Source organism: Methylobacterium sp. SD274 (assembly GCF_017355285.1).
Lineage (GTDB): Bacteria > Pseudomonadota > Alphaproteobacteria > Rhizobiales > Beijerinckiaceae > Methylobacterium.
The window spans coordinates 302,831-321,807 of sequence record NZ_JADIJP010000001.1 but is presented as its reverse complement, the minus strand read 5'-3'; the positions used below and the strand labels follow the sequence as shown (position 1 = coordinate 321,807).

At 66.1% G+C, this 18,977-nt stretch carries 14 protein-coding genes and 1 pseudogene; 4 read left to right on the top strand and 11 right to left on the bottom strand.

Going from position 1 to position 18,977, the window contains the following annotated elements; genetic code table 11:
- The gene (gene thpR / locus IPV08_RS01510; protein ID WP_207410304.1) at positions 1 to 543 is read left to right on the top strand and encodes an RNA 2',3'-cyclic phosphodiesterase; all 543 of its coding nucleotides are present in this window, start codon (positions 1 to 3) and stop codon (positions 541 to 543) included.
- 18 nt (positions 544 to 561) lie between these two features.
- Here the strand turns inward: thpR and coaA are convergent, their stop codons facing one another.
- The 5 genes from coaA to dgcN all read right to left on the bottom strand — a co-directional run bounded on the left by coaA (position 562) and on the right by dgcN (position 5,016).
- On the bottom strand, positions 562 to 1,536 hold the full coding sequence (coaA, locus tag IPV08_RS01505; RefSeq protein ID WP_056432456.1) for a type I pantothenate kinase: 975 nt from the start codon (positions 1,534 to 1,536) through the stop codon (positions 562 to 564).
- A 65-nt stretch (positions 1,537 to 1,601) separates the two neighbouring features.
- On the bottom strand, positions 1,602 to 1,925 hold the full coding sequence (locus tag IPV08_RS01500) for a phosphoribosyl-ATP diphosphatase (protein WP_056432137.1): 324 nt from the start codon (positions 1,923 to 1,925) through the stop codon (positions 1,602 to 1,604).
- Between the two features lie 98 nt (positions 1,926 to 2,023).
- Positions 2,024 to 2,800, bottom strand: coding sequence for an imidazole glycerol phosphate synthase subunit HisF (gene hisF, locus IPV08_RS01495; RefSeq protein WP_056432135.1), 777 nt, complete (start codon positions 2,798 to 2,800; stop codon positions 2,024 to 2,026).
- A 207-nt stretch (positions 2,801 to 3,007) separates the two neighbouring features.
- Positions 3,008 to 3,997 (bottom strand): N-acetyl-D-Glu racemase DgcA, encoded by a 990-nt coding sequence (gene dgcA / locus IPV08_RS01490; protein ID WP_207410303.1) that lies wholly within the window; start codon positions 3,995 to 3,997, stop codon positions 3,008 to 3,010.
- Positions 3,994 to 5,016 carry an N-acetyltransferase DgcN gene (gene dgcN / locus IPV08_RS01485; RefSeq protein ID WP_207410301.1) on the bottom strand — a complete coding sequence of 341 codons (1,023 nt, stop codon included), beginning with the start codon at positions 5,014 to 5,016 and terminating at the stop codon, positions 3,994 to 3,996. The genes dgcA and dgcN overlap by 4 nt, the downstream gene beginning before the upstream one ends.
- A gap of 600 nt (positions 5,017 to 5,616) precedes the next feature.
- Here dgcN and maiA point away from each other — a divergent pair.
- The 3 genes from maiA to IPV08_RS01470 all read left to right on the top strand — a co-directional run bounded on the left by maiA (position 5,617) and on the right by IPV08_RS01470 (position 8,093).
- Positions 5,617 to 6,261, top strand: a complete 645-nt coding sequence (gene maiA, locus IPV08_RS01480; protein WP_207410299.1) for a maleylacetoacetate isomerase — start codon at positions 5,617 to 5,619, stop codon at positions 6,259 to 6,261.
- 115 nt (positions 6,262 to 6,376) lie between these two features.
- Positions 6,377 to 7,708 carry an NAD(P)/FAD-dependent oxidoreductase gene (locus IPV08_RS01475; RefSeq protein WP_207410297.1) on the top strand — a complete coding sequence of 444 codons (1,332 nt, stop codon included), beginning with the start codon at positions 6,377 to 6,379 and terminating at the stop codon, positions 7,706 to 7,708.
- A 61-nt stretch (positions 7,709 to 7,769) separates the two neighbouring features.
- The gene (locus tag IPV08_RS01470; RefSeq protein ID WP_207410295.1) at positions 7,770 to 8,093 is read left to right on the top strand and encodes a hypothetical protein; all 324 of its coding nucleotides are present in this window, start codon (positions 7,770 to 7,772) and stop codon (positions 8,091 to 8,093) included.
- 15 nt (positions 8,094 to 8,108) lie between these two features.
- On the opposite strand, the gene IPV08_RS01465 is transcribed toward IPV08_RS01470, so the two are convergent.
- From IPV08_RS01465 to IPV08_RS01440, 6 genes and pseudogenes are all read right to left on the bottom strand, one after another.
- Positions 8,109 to 11,768, bottom strand: a complete 3,660-nt coding sequence (locus IPV08_RS01465; RefSeq protein WP_207410293.1) for a PAS domain S-box protein — start codon at positions 11,766 to 11,768, stop codon at positions 8,109 to 8,111.
- 183 nt (positions 11,769 to 11,951) lie between these two features.
- On the bottom strand, positions 11,952 to 13,115 hold the full coding sequence (locus IPV08_RS01460) for an O-antigen ligase family protein (RefSeq protein WP_246747710.1): 1,164 nt from the start codon (positions 13,113 to 13,115) through the stop codon (positions 11,952 to 11,954).
- Between the two features lie 227 nt (positions 13,116 to 13,342).
- Positions 13,343 to 14,470, bottom strand: coding sequence for an acyltransferase (locus IPV08_RS01455; protein ID WP_281435303.1), 1,128 nt, complete (start codon positions 14,468 to 14,470; stop codon positions 13,343 to 13,345).
- Between the two features lie 82 nt (positions 14,471 to 14,552).
- Positions 14,553 to 15,938, bottom strand: a pseudogene (murD, locus tag IPV08_RS01450) (UDP-N-acetylmuramoyl-L-alanine--D-glutamate ligase); the annotation flags it as partial.
- 182 nt (positions 15,939 to 16,120) lie between these two features.
- The gene (gene mraY, locus IPV08_RS01445; RefSeq protein WP_056432110.1) at positions 16,121 to 17,203 is read right to left on the bottom strand and encodes a phospho-N-acetylmuramoyl-pentapeptide-transferase; all 1,083 of its coding nucleotides are present in this window, start codon (positions 17,201 to 17,203) and stop codon (positions 16,121 to 16,123) included.
- Positions 17,204 to 17,331: 128 nt separating this feature from the next.
- Positions 17,332 to 18,795, bottom strand: coding sequence for a UDP-N-acetylmuramoylalanyl-D-glutamyl-2,6-diaminopimelate--D-alanyl-D-alanine ligase (locus IPV08_RS01440; protein ID WP_207410287.1), 1,464 nt, complete (start codon positions 18,793 to 18,795; stop codon positions 17,332 to 17,334).
- Positions 18,796 to 18,977: the final 182 nt, after the last annotated feature.

The following is an 18,977-nucleotide window of genomic DNA, read 5'->3' as shown; positions in this document are numbered from 1 at the left end:
ATGCCCCGCCTGTTCACAGCCTTAGAAATCCCGGACGACGCAGCGGAGGCGCTGACGCGCTACCAGTGCGGCCTTCGCAGCGCGCGCTGGATCGAGCGCGGTGACCTTCACATCACCCTGCGCTTCCTCGGCGACGTGGATGACGAGGTGGCCGAGGCGTTCCATGCCGGTCTGGTCGAAGCGCGCCCGCGCCCGCCTCTCGACGTGACGCTGTCCGGCCTCGACGCGTTCGGCGGAGACAAGCCTCGCGCGATCATCGCAAGCGTGACTGCCGGCCCCGACCTGCTCGACCTGCAAGACGAGCACGAGCGCATCGCCCGGGCAGCCGGAGCTGAGCCGGAACGGCGCAAGTTCACGCCGCACGTCACGCTCGCCCGCCTCAACCGCCGCGACACCCAGGCGGCGGATGTGGCAGGGTACATCGCCGAGGCGGGGCTTTTTGCGACGCTGAGGTTCACCGCAACACGGGTGACGCTGTTCTCGGCGCGGGAATCGCGAGGCGGAGGACCGTATGTGGTGGAGGCGGCGTATCCGCTAGGATAACGACGCTCACGGGCCGTTTCACAACCGCCGCAGCGCTACGCTCTCGATACGGTGGCTCGCGCCCTTGGCCAGGATCAGGCTCGCTCGTTGGCGCGTCGGCAGGATGTTGTCGCGCAAGTTGGGCAGGTTGATCGTGGTCCAAAGATTGTCGGCGATCTCTAGGGCCTCGGCCTCCGTCACCTCGGCGTATTTCCGGAAATACGAGAGCGGATCGCGAAAGGCGGTCTGGCGCAGGCGCAGGAAGCGGTTGACGTACCAGCGGTGCAGGTCGTCCTCGTGACCGTCGAGATAGATCGAGAAGTCGAAGAAGTCGGAGACGAAGGGGATCGCGGTCCCATCGCGCGGCAGGCGCGCCGGCTGGAGGACGTTGAGGCCTTCCACGATGAGGATGTCGGGAGATTCCACCACGCGTTCCTCGCCCGGCACCACATCGTAGACGAGGTGGGAATAGAGCGGCGCCGCCACGCGTTTCTTGCCGGCCTTGATGTCGGTGAGGAAGCGCAGAAGCGCCGCGGTGTCGTAGCTCTCGGGAAACCCCTTGCGCTCCATCGCGCCCATGCGCTTCAGCTCGGCATTCGGGTGCAGGAACCCGTCCGTGGTGATGAGATCGACCTTGGGCGTGTTGGGCCAGCGCGCCAGCAACGCCTTCAGCACACGGGCCGTGGTGGATTTCCCCACCGCCACCGATCCGGCGACGCCGATGATGTAGGGGACCTTGGCCTCGTGCTCAGCGAGGAGGAAGCGCTGGGTTGCTTTAAACAGCCCCTGCGTGGCCGCGACGTAGAGCGAGAGAAGACGCGACAAGGGCAGGTAGATCGCCACCACCTCCTCGATGGAGATGGGATCGTTGAGGGATTGCAGGCGGCTGACATCGTCGCTCGTCAGGGTGAGCGGCGTCTCGGCGCGCAATTGGGCCCACTCGTCCCGGGAAAACAGTCGGTAGGGCGACAGTCGCTCCGGGCCGATCCCAGTCACGGGATCCTGGCCCAGCACGAGGCCGCGGCCGAGAGCCGGTTCGCGCCCAATCACGGAGGCCACGGGCCGTTGGGGCTCGACGGTCACGTCTGCCTCCGGGCCGCCTTTTCGGCGATGCCGCTCTGCGCCGTACGACGCTGAAGTTCCGCCATCACCTCCGGCAGGCCGATGCCGCCGGCACGCAGCACAACAAGGAGATGGTAGAGCACATCCGCCGCCTCGCTCACCAAGCCTGCCCGGTCCCCCTGGACCGCAGCGATGGCGGCCTCGACGGCCTCCTCGCCGAGTTTTTTAGCGGGCTTTGCCGGCCCGCCGGCAAGGAGCTTGGCGGTGTAGGATTGGTCCGGTGGTGCGGCGGCGCGGTCGGCCACCACGGCCTCCAGGTCGCTCAGAGTGAAATCGGTCATGCGATCCTAGGGACGTTGGCGGGCGGGGCCGCGCGCTCCACGGGCCGGAGCCTGCGGCACGGGGCGGAATTGGGCAAGGGTGGGGTCGAGGGGGCGCATTACGGATCGAGCCGCATGCGCAAGCCGGCCGCCGCCATATGTGCCTTGGCCTCGGCGACGCTGTGCTGGCCGAAATGGAAGATCGATGCGGCGAGAACCGCGCTGGCGCCCCCGTCGCGCACGCCCGCCACGAGGTCGTCGAGGCCGCCGACGCCGCCGGAGGCGATCACCGGCACGGAGACCGCGTCCGAGATCGCCCGGGTCAGGGCGATGTCGTAGCCCGAGCGCATCCCGTCGCGGTCCATGGAGGTGACCAGAAGCTCACCGGCGCCGCGAGCCGCCACGGTGCGGGCGAAGTCGATGGCGTCGAGACCGGTGGGGGTGCGCCCGCCATGGGTGAAGATCTGCCAGGCATCGGGCTCCCCCGGCGCCGAGGTGCGCTTGGCGTCGATGGCGACCACGATGCACTGGCTGCCGAATTTGAGAGCACCACGCTCGACGAAGGACGGATCCTTCACCGCCGCCGTGTTGATGGAGACCTTGTCGGCCCCGGCGAGCAGAAGCGTGCGGATGTCCTCCACCGTGCGTACGCCTCCACCCACGGTGAGCGGCATGAAACAGGCCTCGGCGGTCCGACTCACCACATCCAGTAGGGTGCCGCGCGCCTCGTGGCTCGCGGTGATGTCGAGGAAGCAGAGTTCGTCCGCGCCGGCCGCGTCATAGGCCTTGGCCGCCTCGACGGGATCGCCGGCATCGCGCAGTTCGAGGAACTGGACGCCTTTAACGACGCGCCCGTCCTTCACGTCGAGGCAGGGGATGATGCGGGTCTTCAACATGGTGGACCTGTCACGCTTGCAGCCGGACTCCGGTCGCAGGCATCGGGCCATGCCCGTCCGGGCACCGTTCCGTCAACTCGATGGTGCGGATCGGCACGATTTTGCAGGATCAACTCTGCAGATTTGAAAGGCGGGCGATCCTGCTGAAACACCCATTCGTGATCCGCGTCAGCCGGGTTTGGCGTCCCCGCGACGATTCCGGTGGCCCTATCCCCACAGATCGGGTGTCGGAGGATGGATGAGGCTGCCGTCGAAGCGCAGAGCCGGGTCGCGGTCCCGCGCCAGGAGCAGCGGCCCATCGAGATCCACGTAATCGGCATGGTGGGCGAGCAGCATCGCCGGGGCCATGGCGAGCGAGGTGCCGACCATGCAGCCGATCATCAGCGAGAGGCCCCGCGCCTTCGCTTCGTGCGCCAGCATCACTGCTTCGGTGAGGCCACCGGCCTTGTCGAGCTTGATGTTGATGGCATCGTAGCGGTTGGAGAGAGCATCGAGGCCGGCACGGTCGTGCAGGCTTTCATCGGCGCAAATCGGAATCGGCCGCGAGATCTGGGCGAGAAGGTCGTCCTCCCCTGCCGGGAGCGGCTGCTCGATCAGGCCGACGCCCGCAGCGACGCAGGCGGCGAGGTTCGCCTCGATCGTGTTCGCGCGCCACGCCTCGTTCGCATCGACGATGAGGCGTGAATTCGGTGCGCCGCGACGCACGGCGGCGATGCGCTCGGGGTCGCCCTCACCGCCGAGCTTGACCTTGAGAAGGGGGCGATGGGCAGCCCCCCGGGCGGCCTCCTCCATGCTTTCGGGCGTACCGAGGCTCAACGTGTAGGCGGTGGTGGCGACCTGCGGTGCGCTGAGCCCGGCAATCTCCCAAGCCGGTCGGCCGATCTGCTTGGCCTCGAGATCGAGCAGGGCGCAATCCAGGGCGTTGCGTGCGGCGCCAGCGCTCATTCGCGTGAGCAGGTCCGTGCGGGTGGCACCCGAGGCGATGGCGTCGGCCTGTTCAGAGATCAGTGCGCAGACGCTCTCGGGGGATTCTCCGTAGCGTGGATACGGGACGCATTCGCCGCGCCCCACATGGCCGTCTGCCCCATCGACGATGGTCGCAAGGACCACCACGGCTTCCGTTCGGCTGCCTCGAGCGATGGTGAAAGCGCCAGCGATAGGAAAGCGCTCCACGGCGACGGTGAGGCGGCGGCTCATGCGGCGCTCCCGGCCGGAAATTCCGCGAGCATCCGGTCGATAATGCCGTCGACACCGAAGCGAACCGGATCGGTGGCGGGCAGCCCGTGATCGCGAGTGAGGTCTTGGAGCAGGGTTCGCGCTTCGTCCTCCGGCAGTTTCTGCGTGTTCACGGCGATGCCGACAGGGCAGATGGCGGGATTGGTCAGGCTTCCGAGCTGGATCGTCAGGTCGATCACCTGCCGGATCGAGGGAAGCGGGTGCTTGACCCCGCGCATGGTGGTGCGGCTCGGCTCATGGCAGACCACGAAAGCATCGGCCTGGGCGCCGTGCAGCAGCCCCAGACTCACGCCCGCGAAGGACGGATGGTAGAGCGACCCCTGCCCCTCGATCAGGTCCCAGTGGTCGGGATCCGCCGCCGGGGCGATCCACTCCACGGCACCGGAGATGAAATCCGCCACCACCGCATCGATGGCGACGCCGCGCCCTGAGATGAACACCCCGGTCTGCCCCGTAGCGCGGAAATCTGCGTCGAGCCCGCGTTCCCGCATGGCGCGCTCCAGGGCGAGGACCGTGTACTTCTTGCCCACCGAACAATCGGTGCCGACGCTGAGCAGGCGCCGGCCGGGCCGCCTCGTGCCCTTGCCCGTGTCGAAGGTCTCGCTGGTGTGGCGGACATCGTGAAGCTGCCGCCCGTTCCGCTCGGCCGCTTCGGCGATCTCGGGGATCGAACCGAGGCGCACATGCAGTCCACTGGCGATGTCGAGACCGGCATCGAGCGCTGTGACCACCTCGGACACCCAATGCGGGGGCAGCACACCACCCGCATTGGCGACGCCGATCACCATGGTCTTGCAGCCCTTGGCCACGGCGTCGCTCAGGGTGAGATCGGGGATGCCGAGATCGGCGGCACATCCGGGAAGGCGCAGCTGGCCGACGCACCATTCGGGCCGCCAATCGGCGATGCCGTAAGCCGTCTTGGCGGCGAGCGTATCCGGCACGTCGCCGAGGAACATCAGGTAGGGCGTTTCGATCTGCATCGCGCTGGCATCCGTCGCAATCGGGGGCTGTCGACCGTGTCCCGCCGTCTATGCGCGAACCGGGCGGCGCTGCCAAATGTGCGACTGCCGCCAACCCCGCAATCGACGCAGACAGAATTGTGCTTCCACGGTGAAGCCGCCTCGCCTGCAAGGGGAAGCCAAGACGCCGGATCGTTCCGAGGCACTCGGCCGAAGGCTGTGCCCGACGTCACGGCAGAAGAGCAAAACTGATGCAGGATGCCGCCCAAGAGGTAGGGGGAGGAGTATCGCAAGCTTCCGAGGGAGCAACGGACTGATGCGGCGGGTACGATTACGGCCGGTCGTTCTAGGGGCTCGAACGGGCCAGGCCGGATCCCGCCACGCCTGGCTCTCTCGTTTGGCGCAATGCGGCCATCGGGCAGCAAACCGAGTGACCCGACACTCGAGGATACGCGAACAGGGTCATTCATCGAGCGTAGCGATGCCGCTGCGGATGAAGAAGCTCGACACGTCGTCCATCCTCTCGTGCCACGCTCGTGATGAACTACGACAAGATCATCCCTTGCAACCGGCGCCTTTGTCGGGTGTGGTCCGCGCCAGACAAAGGCGAGGGAGATAGGCATGAGGATGTACGGCAACTGGCGCTCGGCCGCCGCCTTCCGGGTCCGTATCGCCCTTAACCTGAAGGGGATTCCCTGCGAGGAGACCTTCATCGACCTCGACGCTGGCGACCAGTACAAGCCGGATTTCCTCGCCATCAATCCGCAGGCGGCAGTACCGGCCTTCTTCGATGGCGACGGCCCTCCCCTGACCCAATCGCTGGCGATCCTCGACTATCTCGAGGACATCCACCCCGAACCGGCCCTGCTGCCGAAGGAGCCGAGGGCGCGGGCACGCGCCCGTTCCCTTGCGCAGGTCGTCGCCTGCGACACCCATCCGCTCTACGTCCCGCGTGTGCGCAACTACCTGATGTCGGCCTACGACATCCCGAAAGACGACATGATGGGTTTCGTACGGCACTGGTTCGAGACAGGGCTGAAGACGCTCGAGACCCGCCTCGCCCACGAGCCCGGCACCGGTCGCTACGCGCAAGGGGACACGATCAGCCACGCCGATCTGTGCCTCGTGAGCCTCTGGGTCGGCACCGGCATCTTCGGCGTCGAGACAGCTCCCTATCCCACCGTGAAGCGGATCGCAGAGGATTGCCTGTCGCAGGAGGCTTTCGCGAAAGCGCATCCCCTCCGCCAGCCGGGTGCGCCTGCTTAAGGCGTAGAGCCGGCCTGCACGACGAAGGCTGCCGTTCAAAAAGATTTTGCCTATAATACCCGAGCGGACAAAAAGGGCGTACGGCCTGCCGCTCAACGCTGAAGACGAGGAACGCATGGTACCGGGCGAAACCGTGGACAACCTGCATCGGATCGTGGTCGTCGGCGGAGGCGCGGCGGGGCTTCAGCTGGCCACCAAGCTCGGCGACACGCTGGGCAGGAAAGGCAAGGCTCACGTCACCCTCGTGGACAAGGCCCGCACTCATATCTGGAAGCCTCTGTTGCACGAGGTCGCCGCTGGCAGCCTCGATGTCGGCCACCATGCGGTGGACTATCTCCACCACGCCCACCGCCATCATTTCCGCTATCGTATCGGCTCGATGACGGGACTCGACCGTGGCGCGCGCACGATCCAGCTCGCTGCGAGCCACGATGCCGAGGGGCGGGAGGTCACGCCCGTCCGCTCGATTCCCTACGATACGCTGGTCCTCGCGGTGGGCTCGACCACCAACGATTTCGGCACGCCGGGGGTGAAGGAGAACGCCATCGCCCTCGACACGCAGGAGCAGGCGGTGCGGTTCCACCAGCGCCTGATCAACGGCATGCTGCGCGCCCATACCCAGGTCGGCCCGGTGCGGGCCGGGCAGCTCCACGTGGTGGTGATCGGAGCCGGCGCCACCGGAACCGAGCTCGCGGCGGAACTTCATCGCACGACCCGTGACGTGGCCTCCACTGGTCTCGACAGGATCGATCCTGCCAAGGATCTGAAGATCACCCTCGTCGAAGCGGCGAACCGGATTCTGCCTGCAGTCCCCGAGCGTCTGTCCGCCGACGTCATGACGCTGTTGAACAAGATCGGTGTCGAGGTCCGCACCCAAGCGCGTGTCACCGAGGTCCGCCCCGATGGGGTTCAGCTCGCCGATGGCGGCTTTATCCCCTCCGAGCTCGTCGTCTGGGCGGCTGGCGTGAAGGCACCGCCCTTCCTGCAGGAGATCGGCGGCCTGGAGACGACGCGCAACAATCAGCTCGTCGTGACGCCGACGCTCCAGACGACCCGCGACCCCGACATCTTCGCCATGGGCGATTGCGCCTATCTGGTGGAGAAGGGCTCGGATACCCCGATCCCCCCCCGCGCCCAGGCAGCGCACCAGCAGGCGAGCCACCTGATCAAGCAGATTCCGGTCAAGATGGCGGGCGGGACCCTGAAGCCGTTCAAGTATCGCGATTTCGGCTCGTTGGTCTCCCTCGGGGAGTATTCCACGGTCGGCAACCTGATGGGGTTCATTCAGGGAAAGAACCTGTTCATCGCAGGCCTCTTCGCGCGGATGATGTACCGTTCACTCTACAAGATGCACGAGCAGGCCCTGCACGGCACGATGAAGACGGCGCTCGATGCGATGGCTCGCGCGCTGACGCGGCGCACCGAACCACGGGTCAAGCTCCACTGAGAACGGCCGGGTTGGCGGGGGGCGCGCCTCGCCCACGGCAGAAACGTGACGAGACACGAGCATGATCGATATCATCCAGGGCCTGCAGCAGCGCAATCCTACCCTTGGCCCCTACGTCCTGGTGCTGCGCTCGGATTCCCGGGCGCGCCATCCTTCGGATCCCGCACGGCTGTGCACCGAGGCCGAGGCCTGGATCGCCGAGAAAGCGCCGGGCGCACGCCTATCGCAGGAAACCGTGCTGATCGCTCCCTATCCGGGCGCGATGCCGACGGAACGCAGCGTCTCGGTGATGGCCTTCAAGGATGCGATGCAATTGGCCGCCTTTGCCACCGCCTGGACGGCAGAGCCGGAACCGGAAGACGAGCCGGTCCCCGCGGACGAATGAGCCTGGCCGGAACGGTCAAGCGGCCTGCAACGTCCTGATCGTTCCGAGCGTGCCGTCCCGGACCACGGCGAGGCGGTGGATCAGCGGCGCCAGATCGTCCCCGTTGCGGCAAGCGTTCTCGATCTCTCGGCAGAGGTCGGACAATCCGACGAAGCCGAGCAGCCCGGCGGCGGACACCATGACATGGGCATCGTAGGCGAGTTCCGGCGGATCGATGCCAGATAGGTCGACCGAGTCCGGAGGGGCCCCGAACCGGTCGACGAGTTCATCTGCCAGCATGGACAGAAGCGCGGTGGCTCGCTCCGGCCCCACCATGTCCTTCAACGTGTCGAAGATCTCCCGGTCGAGAATGGGCGGGGAATCCGGCGCATCGAGGGTAGCCGAAGGATCGGTCCAGCGGGCGATGGCGGCATAGAGCGCGTCGCGCTTGAATGGCTTGCCGACGTGGTCGTTCATGCCGGCTGCGGTCAAAGCAGCGAGTTGCTGCGGCAGGACATTGGCCGTCATGGCGATGATCGGTACCGTACAGGCGGGCGCAGGCAGAGCGCGGATGAGGCGCGTGGCGGTAAGCCCGTCCATGCCCGGCATCTGCACGTCCATCAGCACAAGATCATAAGCCTTAGGTCCTTCCGCGGCATCCCGGACCGCGGTCACCGCTTCGGCGCCGTCGCCCACGACCTCGACGTTGTGGCCCGCGAGTTCGAGGACCGCCCGGGCCAAGGCCTGGTTCACCGGCACATCCTCGGCGACGAGAATCCGTGCCCTTCTCGATGACCCGGAGGCCCGGACAGGCTGCGTTCCCGCTTCCTCTACAGCGACACCGCTCGCTGCGTCGGCGCGCGGCAGGACGAGAGTGAACCAGAAGGTCGATCCTTGCCCGGGAGTGCTGGTGACACCGATCTCACCGTCCATCATCGAGACCAAGCGACGGCAGATCGCGAGTCCGAGACCGGTACCGCCGAAGCGGCGGCTGATCGAGGAATCGACTTGGCTGAAGCGCTGGAACAGGCGCTCCTGCTGCTCCGCCGAGATGCCGATGCCGGTATCCACCACCTCGAAGCGCAGGACCGGACCAGCTGCCTCCTCGCCGCATTGGCTGACATTGAGGGTGACGGACCCGGAGAGTGTGAACTTCACCGCGTTATTGAGCAGGTTGAGCAGAACCTGCCTGAGCCGGTTCGCATCGCCCATGGTCCAGGGCGGCAGCGCGGGGTCGAGCCGCGAGAGGATGGTCACGGGGCTCTTGAGCGCACTGCCGCGCACGATCTCCACGGTGTTCTCGATCAGGTCGCGCAACGGGAACGGCAGCAATTCCAGCGTGAACTGCCCCGCCTCGATCTTCGAGAAGTCCAGTACATCGTTGACGATGGTGAGGAGCGCATTGCCCGCACCATGGATCAATTCGAGGCGGTGCCTGTCGTCGGGCGTCCGACTCGGCTCCTCCAGCAGGAGGTCGGCATAGCCGAGGATACTGTTCAGCGGCGTGCGGATTTCGTGGCTCATAGCAGCGAGGAACTCGCTCTTCGCAGCGCTCGCCCCCTCGGCCCTGGCTGTCGCGGCCTGCAATGCGGCTTCTACGGTCTTTCGTTCGGTGATGTCGAAATGCAGGCCGACCATACGATAGGGCGCGCCAGTTACGTCGTAGAGTACGCGTCCGCAGGTGGAGATCCAGCGCTGCTCGGTTTCCACGAGGATGCGGTATTCCGCGACGTAGTTGAGCTGGTTCCGGATCGCGTGGGCTGCTTCCTCTCGGACCGCCTGCCTGTCGTCGGGATGGACGAGCCGGATCCAGTCCCGGACCGGCATCGCCTGGGCGTCCTCCCCGGGGATGCCGAACAGGCCCAGGGCTTTCTGGCTGAGCGTGATCGCGTCCGTCCGGAGGTCGAGGTCCCAGGTACCGGCATCGGCCGCCGTCTGGGCGATGCGGAGCAGGTCGGACGTCTCCTCCAAGCGCTGACGCGCGGTGATGATGTCGTCGATGTCGAGGGCAGTGCCGAGCCATTCGGCGTCGTCGGGCGCCCGGTCGTCATGGGTCGGGATCGGAATCATCACGATCTTGTGCCAGCGGTAGACGCCGTCGTGGCGGCGCAGGCGTCCCTCCACCATAAAGGTCCGCCCCCGTTTGTGGGCGGTCCGCCAAGCGACCTCCATCCGTTCGGCATCGTCGGGATGGTTGCGCGCCGTACGCTCGGGCCTCTCGGGACCGATAGCGCCATAGAAATCCGTGAAGGCGGGATTCACATAGGTCGCCGTCCCGTCCGGTGGACGCGTCGTCCAGATCAACGCGGGCAGCGCCTCCGCGAGAGTGCGGTAGCGATCTTCGCTGCGCTGGAGTTCGAGTTCGGCCGCCCGACGCTCGGTGATGTCGCGGGTGATCTCAGCATAGCCGACCACGGACCCTTGTTCGTCGCGGATGGCGTCGATGGCGACACTGGCGAAGAATTGGGAGCCGTCTCGGCGAACCCGCCAGCACTCGAATTTGACCTTCCCTTCATACGCGGCGGTCGCAAGCGCGATACGCGGGGCCCCCGCTTCGAGCCCCTCCCTCGTGTAGAAGCGCGAGACGTGACGCCCGATGGCATCCTGGGCGGAATAGCCGGTGATACGCTCCGCTCCGCTGTTCCAGTTGGCGACATGACCGGTCCGGTCGAGGGTGACGAAGGCGCAATCGCTCACCGCGTCCACGAGACGGCGGAACTGGCTCGTCCGCTCCCGCAGGGCGGCGTCGGAATTCCGGGCGTCCGTCACGTCGATGGCGGTGCCGACCAGACCCACGGTCAGACCCGCCACGTCGCATTCGCAGATGCCACGAACCACCATCGTCCGGATTTCTCCCGTGGGACGAACCATCCTCGCTTCGAAGGCGAAAGCACCTCTTCGCTCCAGCGCATTGGAGATGCTGGACCGAACCAGCTCACGGTCGTCGGGATGATGCAGATCGATGGCCCCGTCGAATGTCGGCGCGGAGGTCGCGGGATCGAGCCCGGCAATCCCGTAGATGCCGGTGGACCAGAAGGTCTGGCCATCGGCGAGCCGAACGCGCCAATGCCCGATCCCGGCAACCTCTTCCGCCATGGCGAGCAGGTGATGCGCGCTGGCGAGCGCGCTCTGGCGCTGCTGCAACTCTTCCCGCTGGTCGGCGATGGTCGCCTGATGGGCCGCGCGTTCCTCGGCCTCGCGGACCAGCCTCACATGGGCGTCCGCGAGGCGAAGATGGGCGGTGACGGTGGCAGCGAGGTCGTGCAGAGCCGCTTCATCCTCCACGCCGAACGGGCGCGGAGTGCTGTGCATGAGACAGAACGAGCCAACGCGGAAACCCGATTCGAGGCACAGTGGTACGCCCGCGTAGAAGACGATGGGATCGGGGCCGGTCACCAGGGGGTTCCCGGCGAAGCGCGGATCGAGGCGCGCATCCGGCACCACGAGCATGTCGCCACCGGCGATGGTGTGATGGCAGAACGATTCGAGGCGCGGCATCTCCTTGCGGCCGAGATCGCAGTCCGACTTGATCCACTGCCGGTCGGAGTCGATGAGGGCGACATAGGCCTTCTCGACCCCGAAAAGGCGTTTGGCCGTGCGCGACACCGCCTCGAAATGCTCTTCGGGGGGCGTATCGAGGATACCCAGGCCGTGAAGCGCGGCGACGCGCTCGGCTTCATGAGACGGCGTGATCAAGGATCGGGCCTCGTTGAGCTGCGGCGGCAGCCTTGCGGAGCATCACATGTGCGGGTCGCAAGGATAACGTTCTATGTCTCGCATGAGAATTTCGCCCTCCGCCGCCTCACTCTCGACGGCGCACAGCATCATTCCATCGCCGGCGAGACTTCGCTGCCACGGCAATGGACCCAGCGTGAGACTTCAGATGGTCGATCGCTGTTGAGACAGCCAGCGAACGCGGGCCGCCTCGAGCCCCCATACCATTCCAAGCATCATATAGAGGTGACGCCACTTCTCGATATCGATCTGAAATGCCTGGAGGAAGAACATCAGAAGGGCCGGAAACACGATCTGGGCGAGCCCCTGATAGGGCGACGGTTTAAGGCACAGGCGAAACCCGACGAAGATCGATGTCAGGACGATGGAGACGAAAGCGAAACCGCCGAGCCACCCGCCATTCGCGAAACTGCCGATATAAGAATTGTGCGGCTCTAGATCGAAGACCACGCGCCATCTCAGCGGCCCGAAACCGAGGGGGCGATCGATGAGCATCGGGATGCCGCGGCGCTGGTTGCCGAACCGTCCGGTCTCGCCTTCGTCGTAATCCTTCGTGACCTGCGCCCGATCGGTGAACCGCTCGGAGACACCCTCCATCGACAGGAGGCCGCCGATCAGGAGCGCGCCGACGAGGACGGTGAGGGCCGACAACCGGGCGATGCGCCGCCGGACGGCCCGCGACGGAGAGGTTGCCCATGTGAGGCCGATCGTCAGGCAGATGCCGAGGAGGCACGCTCCCCAGGATCCGCGCGAGAACGAGAGGAAGACGCAGGCCAGCAGGACGAGCAGCGCCATTGCCGACAGGAACATCTCTCGCGTCTCCCCCACCAGCATCCTGCGGATGAGATACAGCACTGACAGGATCAGGAAGGATCCGAGCAGATTGGGGTCCTGGAACACGCCCGAGGCGCGTCCGTCCATCTTGAACAGCACGTCTTCGCCGAGCACGTCGAAATAGCTGAAGATGCCGCAGATCGCGGCGAAGAGGGCTCCCGCGAGGTAAGCCTTGAGGACGAAACCGACCCTATCGGACGTCTCGTCCGAGAAGAACATCACGAAGAAGATCCCGGTCAACCCGAGATAGACGGCCTGATAGGTCCAATCGACCGAATTGCTCTCGTCGAGATAGGGGATCAGCGCGATGACGATCGCCACCAGATAGATCAGCAGAAGCGCTACGATGACGATCGTCGAACGATAGAACCTGATCCCCAGCAGGAACCACAACGCGATCGTCGGCAATGCCAGAAAATCATAGGGCGACGGCTTCATGAAGGTGAAGCACGTGAAGAAGATGACCAGCGCCAACAAGGCGTGACCGAGGGTATGCAGCGGCCCCGAAGAGACACGGCGAGAATCAGCCGACGTCAGAGTGACGCCAACCTCTTCTGCACTCCATCTCCCGCCTGCCGCCATTTCACCCGTCCAACCCGCCTCAGGATAAGCGCCCGGCCTCAGCATGAGGCAGTCCCGTCAGCGAAGGCTTAAGCAGGCGGCGTTGCGTCCCTCGCATGCTGAGGACCGTCGCCCAAGCGTCAGGCTGTCGCTGTCCTGGGAGGCCGGGGGCGGACCAGGATTCCCTGGATGAAGCGGGTCACCGGCCGTTCCACGAACCGGTGTACGAACACGGCAAAGACACAGCAGGATACGACCGTGAAGGCGAGCGTCGGCCAAGCCCTAGTCGTTTCATCGAAGCCTGCCCATTGCATGGCCTTGCGGATCCCGACGATCACGAAAGGATGGCTCAGATAGAGTGCATACGATGCGTCGCCCAGATGGACCCCGAGCTTGGAGAGACGGGAGGGCTGCCCCTGACGGCCGAGGACGGCTGCGCAGACGATCAAAGCTGCAGGGAGTCCCCAGCCGAGGACGCGCCAGGCGTCGTTGGGCGTCGTCCAATCGATGGCCTGATGCGACGAGTCGATCGGGTCGGCTATCAGGATGGCGACCCCGCTGACGAGAAAGGCTCCCCGGATCAGTCCCGATAAAACCACACCATGGCGGAGGAGCAGAGCGATCCCCATGCCGAAGACAAATTCGAGAACGATCGGGCGGGTCCAGAAGAACGGGGCGGCGGCACTCGGCTGCAGGACGAATCCCATGAGAACGAGTCCACCGAGCAGGGCCGCCACAACGATCACCGTCCGACTACGTCGCAAGCCGATGAAGACCGCGAAGACGACATAGAAAAACATCTCGTAATTCAGCGTCCATCCGAGTTCGAAGACGGGCATTGGAGCCTCATGCCCCGTGGCATAGGCTGGCCAGAAGGCAAAGGATGCGACGATGTTCGGCCAGCCTGGAAAGTCCTTAGTCGTGCCCACGAGCGCGATCACGAGAAACAGGGTGTAGAAGGCCGTGAACATCCAATAGAGCGGGACGATCCGCGCCACTCGCCGCGCCAAAAACTCGACCGATGCACCCTTTCGTCCAAATAGATCTTCGGACGCGTAGACCATGATGAAACCGGAGATGACGAAGAAGATATCGACACCAGCACGCCAAGGTAACAGATGAACACGCTCGAACGAACCGCCGAGCTTCAACGTCTGCACGAGGGTGTGATGCTGGGCATGGCCGAAAACGACCATGAATGCCGCCAGTCCTCGCAGGATCTGAACGGAAACGATCTGTTTCACAGGGCGCGGCCTCGCCAGCGGCATGATGCCGGTCGCAGCGAATGATGAGTCCGGGCCGGTTAAATCCCGATAAAGCCAGTCGCGGAAAACGGGGTCCGGCGTCGGATTACCCGATCAGCCGCCGCACGAGCGCGCGGAACTGGTCGCCCCGATCTTCGAAACTCTTGAACTGGTCGTAGGAGGCACAGGCCGGCGAGAGGAGGACCACCGGCTCCGGCGCCTCTGATCTCGCAGCAGCCTCCGCCGCTTGCTTCGTCGCCACATCCAGAGTGCCGCAGCGCGTATAGGGCACCCTCCCCTCCAGTGTCGCGGCGAAGACGTCGCTGGCCGAGCCGATGAGGTAGGCGTGGGCGACGCGGTCGAACAGCGGCTCCAGCAGGTCGATACCACCCTCTTTCGGCTTGCCACCGAGGATCCAGTGGATGTCGCGGAAGGCGGTGAGGGCCTTCTCGGTGGAATCCGCGTTGGTCGCCTTGGAATCGTTGACGAACAGGACCCGGCCGCGCCGGCCGACCTCCTCCATCCGGTGCGGCAGGCCCGGGAAACTCACGAGTGCCGATGCGATCTGCCCATCGGTCACGGCGAGAGCTTGGGCCACGGCGATGGCGACGGCGGCGTTCTGCCAGTTATGGGCGCCCCGGAGCGATCCGATGCCGGAGACATCCGCGATGGCCTCCGCGGAGCGCCCGGCCACGATCCCGTCGCGGACGGTCAGCCCATCCACGTCCTGCACCGCGACGCCGATCCGCACGAGCGCCCCCCTATGCCGGTCGGCGATGGCGCGGCTCGGCTCGTCGTCGACCCCGACCACCGCGAGGGCGGAGCCGTTGACGAGGCGCGCCTTGATCGCCGCATAATTCTCCATCGTGCCGTGGCGGTCGAGATGGTCGGGCGTGATGTTCAGGAGCACGCCGATGCTCGGAGCCAGCGACGGCGTCAGGTCGATCTGGAACGAGGACAGTTCGATGACGTGACAGCGCCCCGGCGCCGGTGCCTCCAGTGACAGGATCGCGGTGCCGATATTCCCGCCCATCTGCACGTCACGGCCCGCTTTGGCCAGGATATGAGCGATCAGCGCCGTGGTGGTCGACTTGCCGTTCGTGCCGGTGATGGCGACGAAAGGTGCATCGGGGGCGGTCTTCGCCCGCTCGCGGCAGAACAGCTCGACATCGCCGATAATTTCTATCCCGGCGGCCTCGGCGAGACCGACGCTCCAATGGGGTACGGGATGGGTCAGCGGTACGCCGGGCGCCAGGATCAAGGCGGCAAAACCCGACCAGTCTGCGCTGCGCAGATCCGCAACGGTGACGCCCTGTTCTCGCGCCTTTGCCTGGCTCTCGGTACTGTCGTCCCAGGCGACGACGTGGGCGCCCCCGGCCTGGAGCGAGACCGCCGTGGCGAGGCCGGAGCCGCCGAGGCCGAACAGGGCGACCGTGCGGCCGGCGAAGGTGGTGGCGGGGGTCATGCGGGTCTCGAACTCGCCAATGCTCTGATCTCTGTCCCCCTCCCTCTACCTCATCCTGAGGTGCCCGCGCGAGCGGGCCTCGAAGGAGGCCTTCAGAGCCCAATGTACGAAGTGGAGGGCTCCTTCGAGGCCTCCGCTCCGCTGCGGCGCCTCAGGACGAGGTGGATCGGCGGGAGGAAGACCAGTTGTGACGAACCGTCATACGACGCTCAGCGCAGCTTCAGCGTCGCGAGGCCGGCCAGTGCCAGGATCACGGCGATGATCCAGAACCGGATGACGACCTGCGGCTCCTTCCAGCCCTTCTGTTCGAAATGGTGGTGGATCGGCGCCATGCGGAAGACGCGCTTGCCAGTGAGCTTGAACGAGGCGACTTGGATGATCACCGACATGATCTCCAAGACGAACAGGCCGCCGACGATGGCGAGGACGATCTCGTGCTTGGTGGCGACCGCCACGGTGCCGAGCAGGCCGCCGAGGGCGAGCGAGCCGGTATCGCCCATGAAGATCTGCGCCGGGGGGGCGTTGAACCACAGGAAGCCGAGCCCCGCCCCGATGACTGCACCACAGACGACCGCGAGTTCGCCGGTGTCGCGGACGTAGTTCACCTGGAGGTATCCGGCGGTGAAGACGTTGCCGACCAGATAGGCGATGACCCCGAAGGTTCCACAGGCGATCATCACCGGCACGATGGCGAGGCCGTCGAGGCCGTCGGTGATGTTCACGGCGTTTCCGGCACCAACGATGACGAAGCCGGCGAACAGCACGTAGAACCAGCCGAGATTCAGCAGGGCATCCTTGAAGACCGGGAAGGCGAGCTGGTTCTGGAGCGCGGGCGCCGAATAATACGAGATCAGGGTGCAGGCCGAGATGGCGATAGCGGCTTCGAGCAGGAGCCGGAACTTGCCAGAGAACCCCTTATGCGACTGCTTCGTCACCTTGAGGTAATCGTCGTAGAAGCCGATGGCGCCAAAGCCCAGGGTCACCGCGAGGGTTACCCAGACGAAGTGATTGCGCGGGTTGGCCCAGAGCAGGATCGCCACGATGGCGCCGGCCAGGATCATCAGCCCGCCCATGGTCGGCGTGCCGCGCTTGGTCAGATGAGTCTGCGGACCGTCCTCGCGGATTGGCTGCCCCTTGCCCTGGCGCAGGCGCAGCAGCGAGATGATGAGTGGCCCGAACCAGAACACGAACAGGCCCGCCGTGAACAGCGCGCCGCCGGTGCGGAAGGTGATGTAGCGGAAGACGTTGAGGGGCGAGAGCGTGCCGCTCAGGTCCGACAGGAGATACAGCATCCGACACCCGGTCGCGGTTTGTCTGAGAATGGATCATCGGGGTTGGAGGAGGCCGCGCGCCTTTCCATCCCCGCCGTGCACCCGGCTGGCGGGCGAACCCGGTGCGAGGCCGGGCCTGACACGGAGGTCTATTGGCGGATCGCGGCCTGCGCCGACTCGGCGCGGTCCACCGCGTCCGCGTAGCGGGCTTTGAGAGCTTCGACAATGTGACCCATGCGGATGCTGTTCGACCCCTTCACCATGACAGCGTCTCCGGCGCGGAGGGCGCCGATGAGCGGATCGACCAGATCCGACGAAACGCCCGCCGAGACGCCGCGCCGGCTCACCGGCAGCGCCTCGAACAGATGCCGCATCATCGGGCCGGCGGTGAAGACGAGGTCGATCCCGCCCGCCTCCACGGCGGAGGCGAGCGCGCGGTGGTGATCTTCGGCCGAAGCGCCGAGTTCGAGCATGTCGCCTAGGACCGCGATGCGGCGCCCGCGCGGCCCTGTCTCGATTCCCGACAAGGTGGCCAGAGCCGCCCGCACCGAAGCCGGGTTGGCGTTGTAACTCTCGTCCACCAGGAAGGCCTCGCCCTCTTTGAGCCGCAAGGCCGTGCGCTCGCCACGCCCCACCGGCGGTTTCAGCGCGGCGAGCGACAGGGCAGCGCGGGCGAGATCGGCCCCGAGAGCATGAACCACCGCCATGACGCCGAGGGAGTTCATCGCCACGTGCCGGCCCGGCGTGCCGAGCTGGTAGGTGACGGGGACGCCCATCACCACCGAATCCACCACCGAGAGATCGGGCCGCATGACGATGCGAAGGGCGCGGACATCCGCCTCCTCGTGCTCACCGAACGTGACGACCCGCCCCGCCTTCGAGGCATGCGCATGGGCGAGCAGACGCGGATAACTCGGATTGTCGCGGTTGATGATGGCGGTCCCGCCCGTACTCAACCCGGAAAAGATCTCACCCTTGGCATCGGCGATGGCCGAGAGCGAGGCGAAGTGCTCGATGTGAACCGGCTCGACCGTGGTGATCAGCGCGATGTCGGGCCGGACCATGGCGGTCAACGGCACGATCTCGCGCGGATGATTCATGCCGATCTCGAACACGCCGTAACGGCTCTCGGCCGGCATCCGCGCCAAAGTCAGGGGCACGCCCCAATGGTTGTTGTAGGAGGCGATGGAGGCATGGGTCTCGCCCAGAGCCGAGAGGACGTGCAGCAGAGCCTCTTTCGTGCCGGTCTTGCCCACCGAGCCGGTGACGGCGACGATGCCGGCCTGGCTGCGGGCGCGCGAGGCCTGGCCCAGAGCCCGCATGGCGTCGAGGATCGGGTCCTCGCTCGTCCCCGATACCGCGAGAAGGCCCCCTGCCCCGGCGAACTCCCCGGCTCGGTCGGCGGCGACCACGGCCGCCCCGGCACCACGCGCCAGGGCATCGCGAACAAAATCGTGACCGTCCCGCGCCTCACCGCGAATGGCGAAGAACAGGTCGCCCGGCTGCAGCGTCCGCGTATCGATGGAAGCGCCGGTGATCGGCTTCGGGTTGCCGCGCAAGGTGCCGCCGGTAGCGGCTTCCAGGGCTTCGGGGGTCCAGAGGGGCGTCGTCATCGGGCGGACTCATGCATGGGGCGACCGCGCGCGTACCCTCCCCCCTCTGCGGGGGAGGGTGGCCCGCGAAGCGGGTCGGGAGAGGGGAGCGCCAGTTCCGGAGAGGTCGTCCCCTCTCCCGCCTGCTCCGCAGGCACCCTCCCCCGCAAAGGGGGGAGGGAGAGACGCGCTGAAGACAGCGT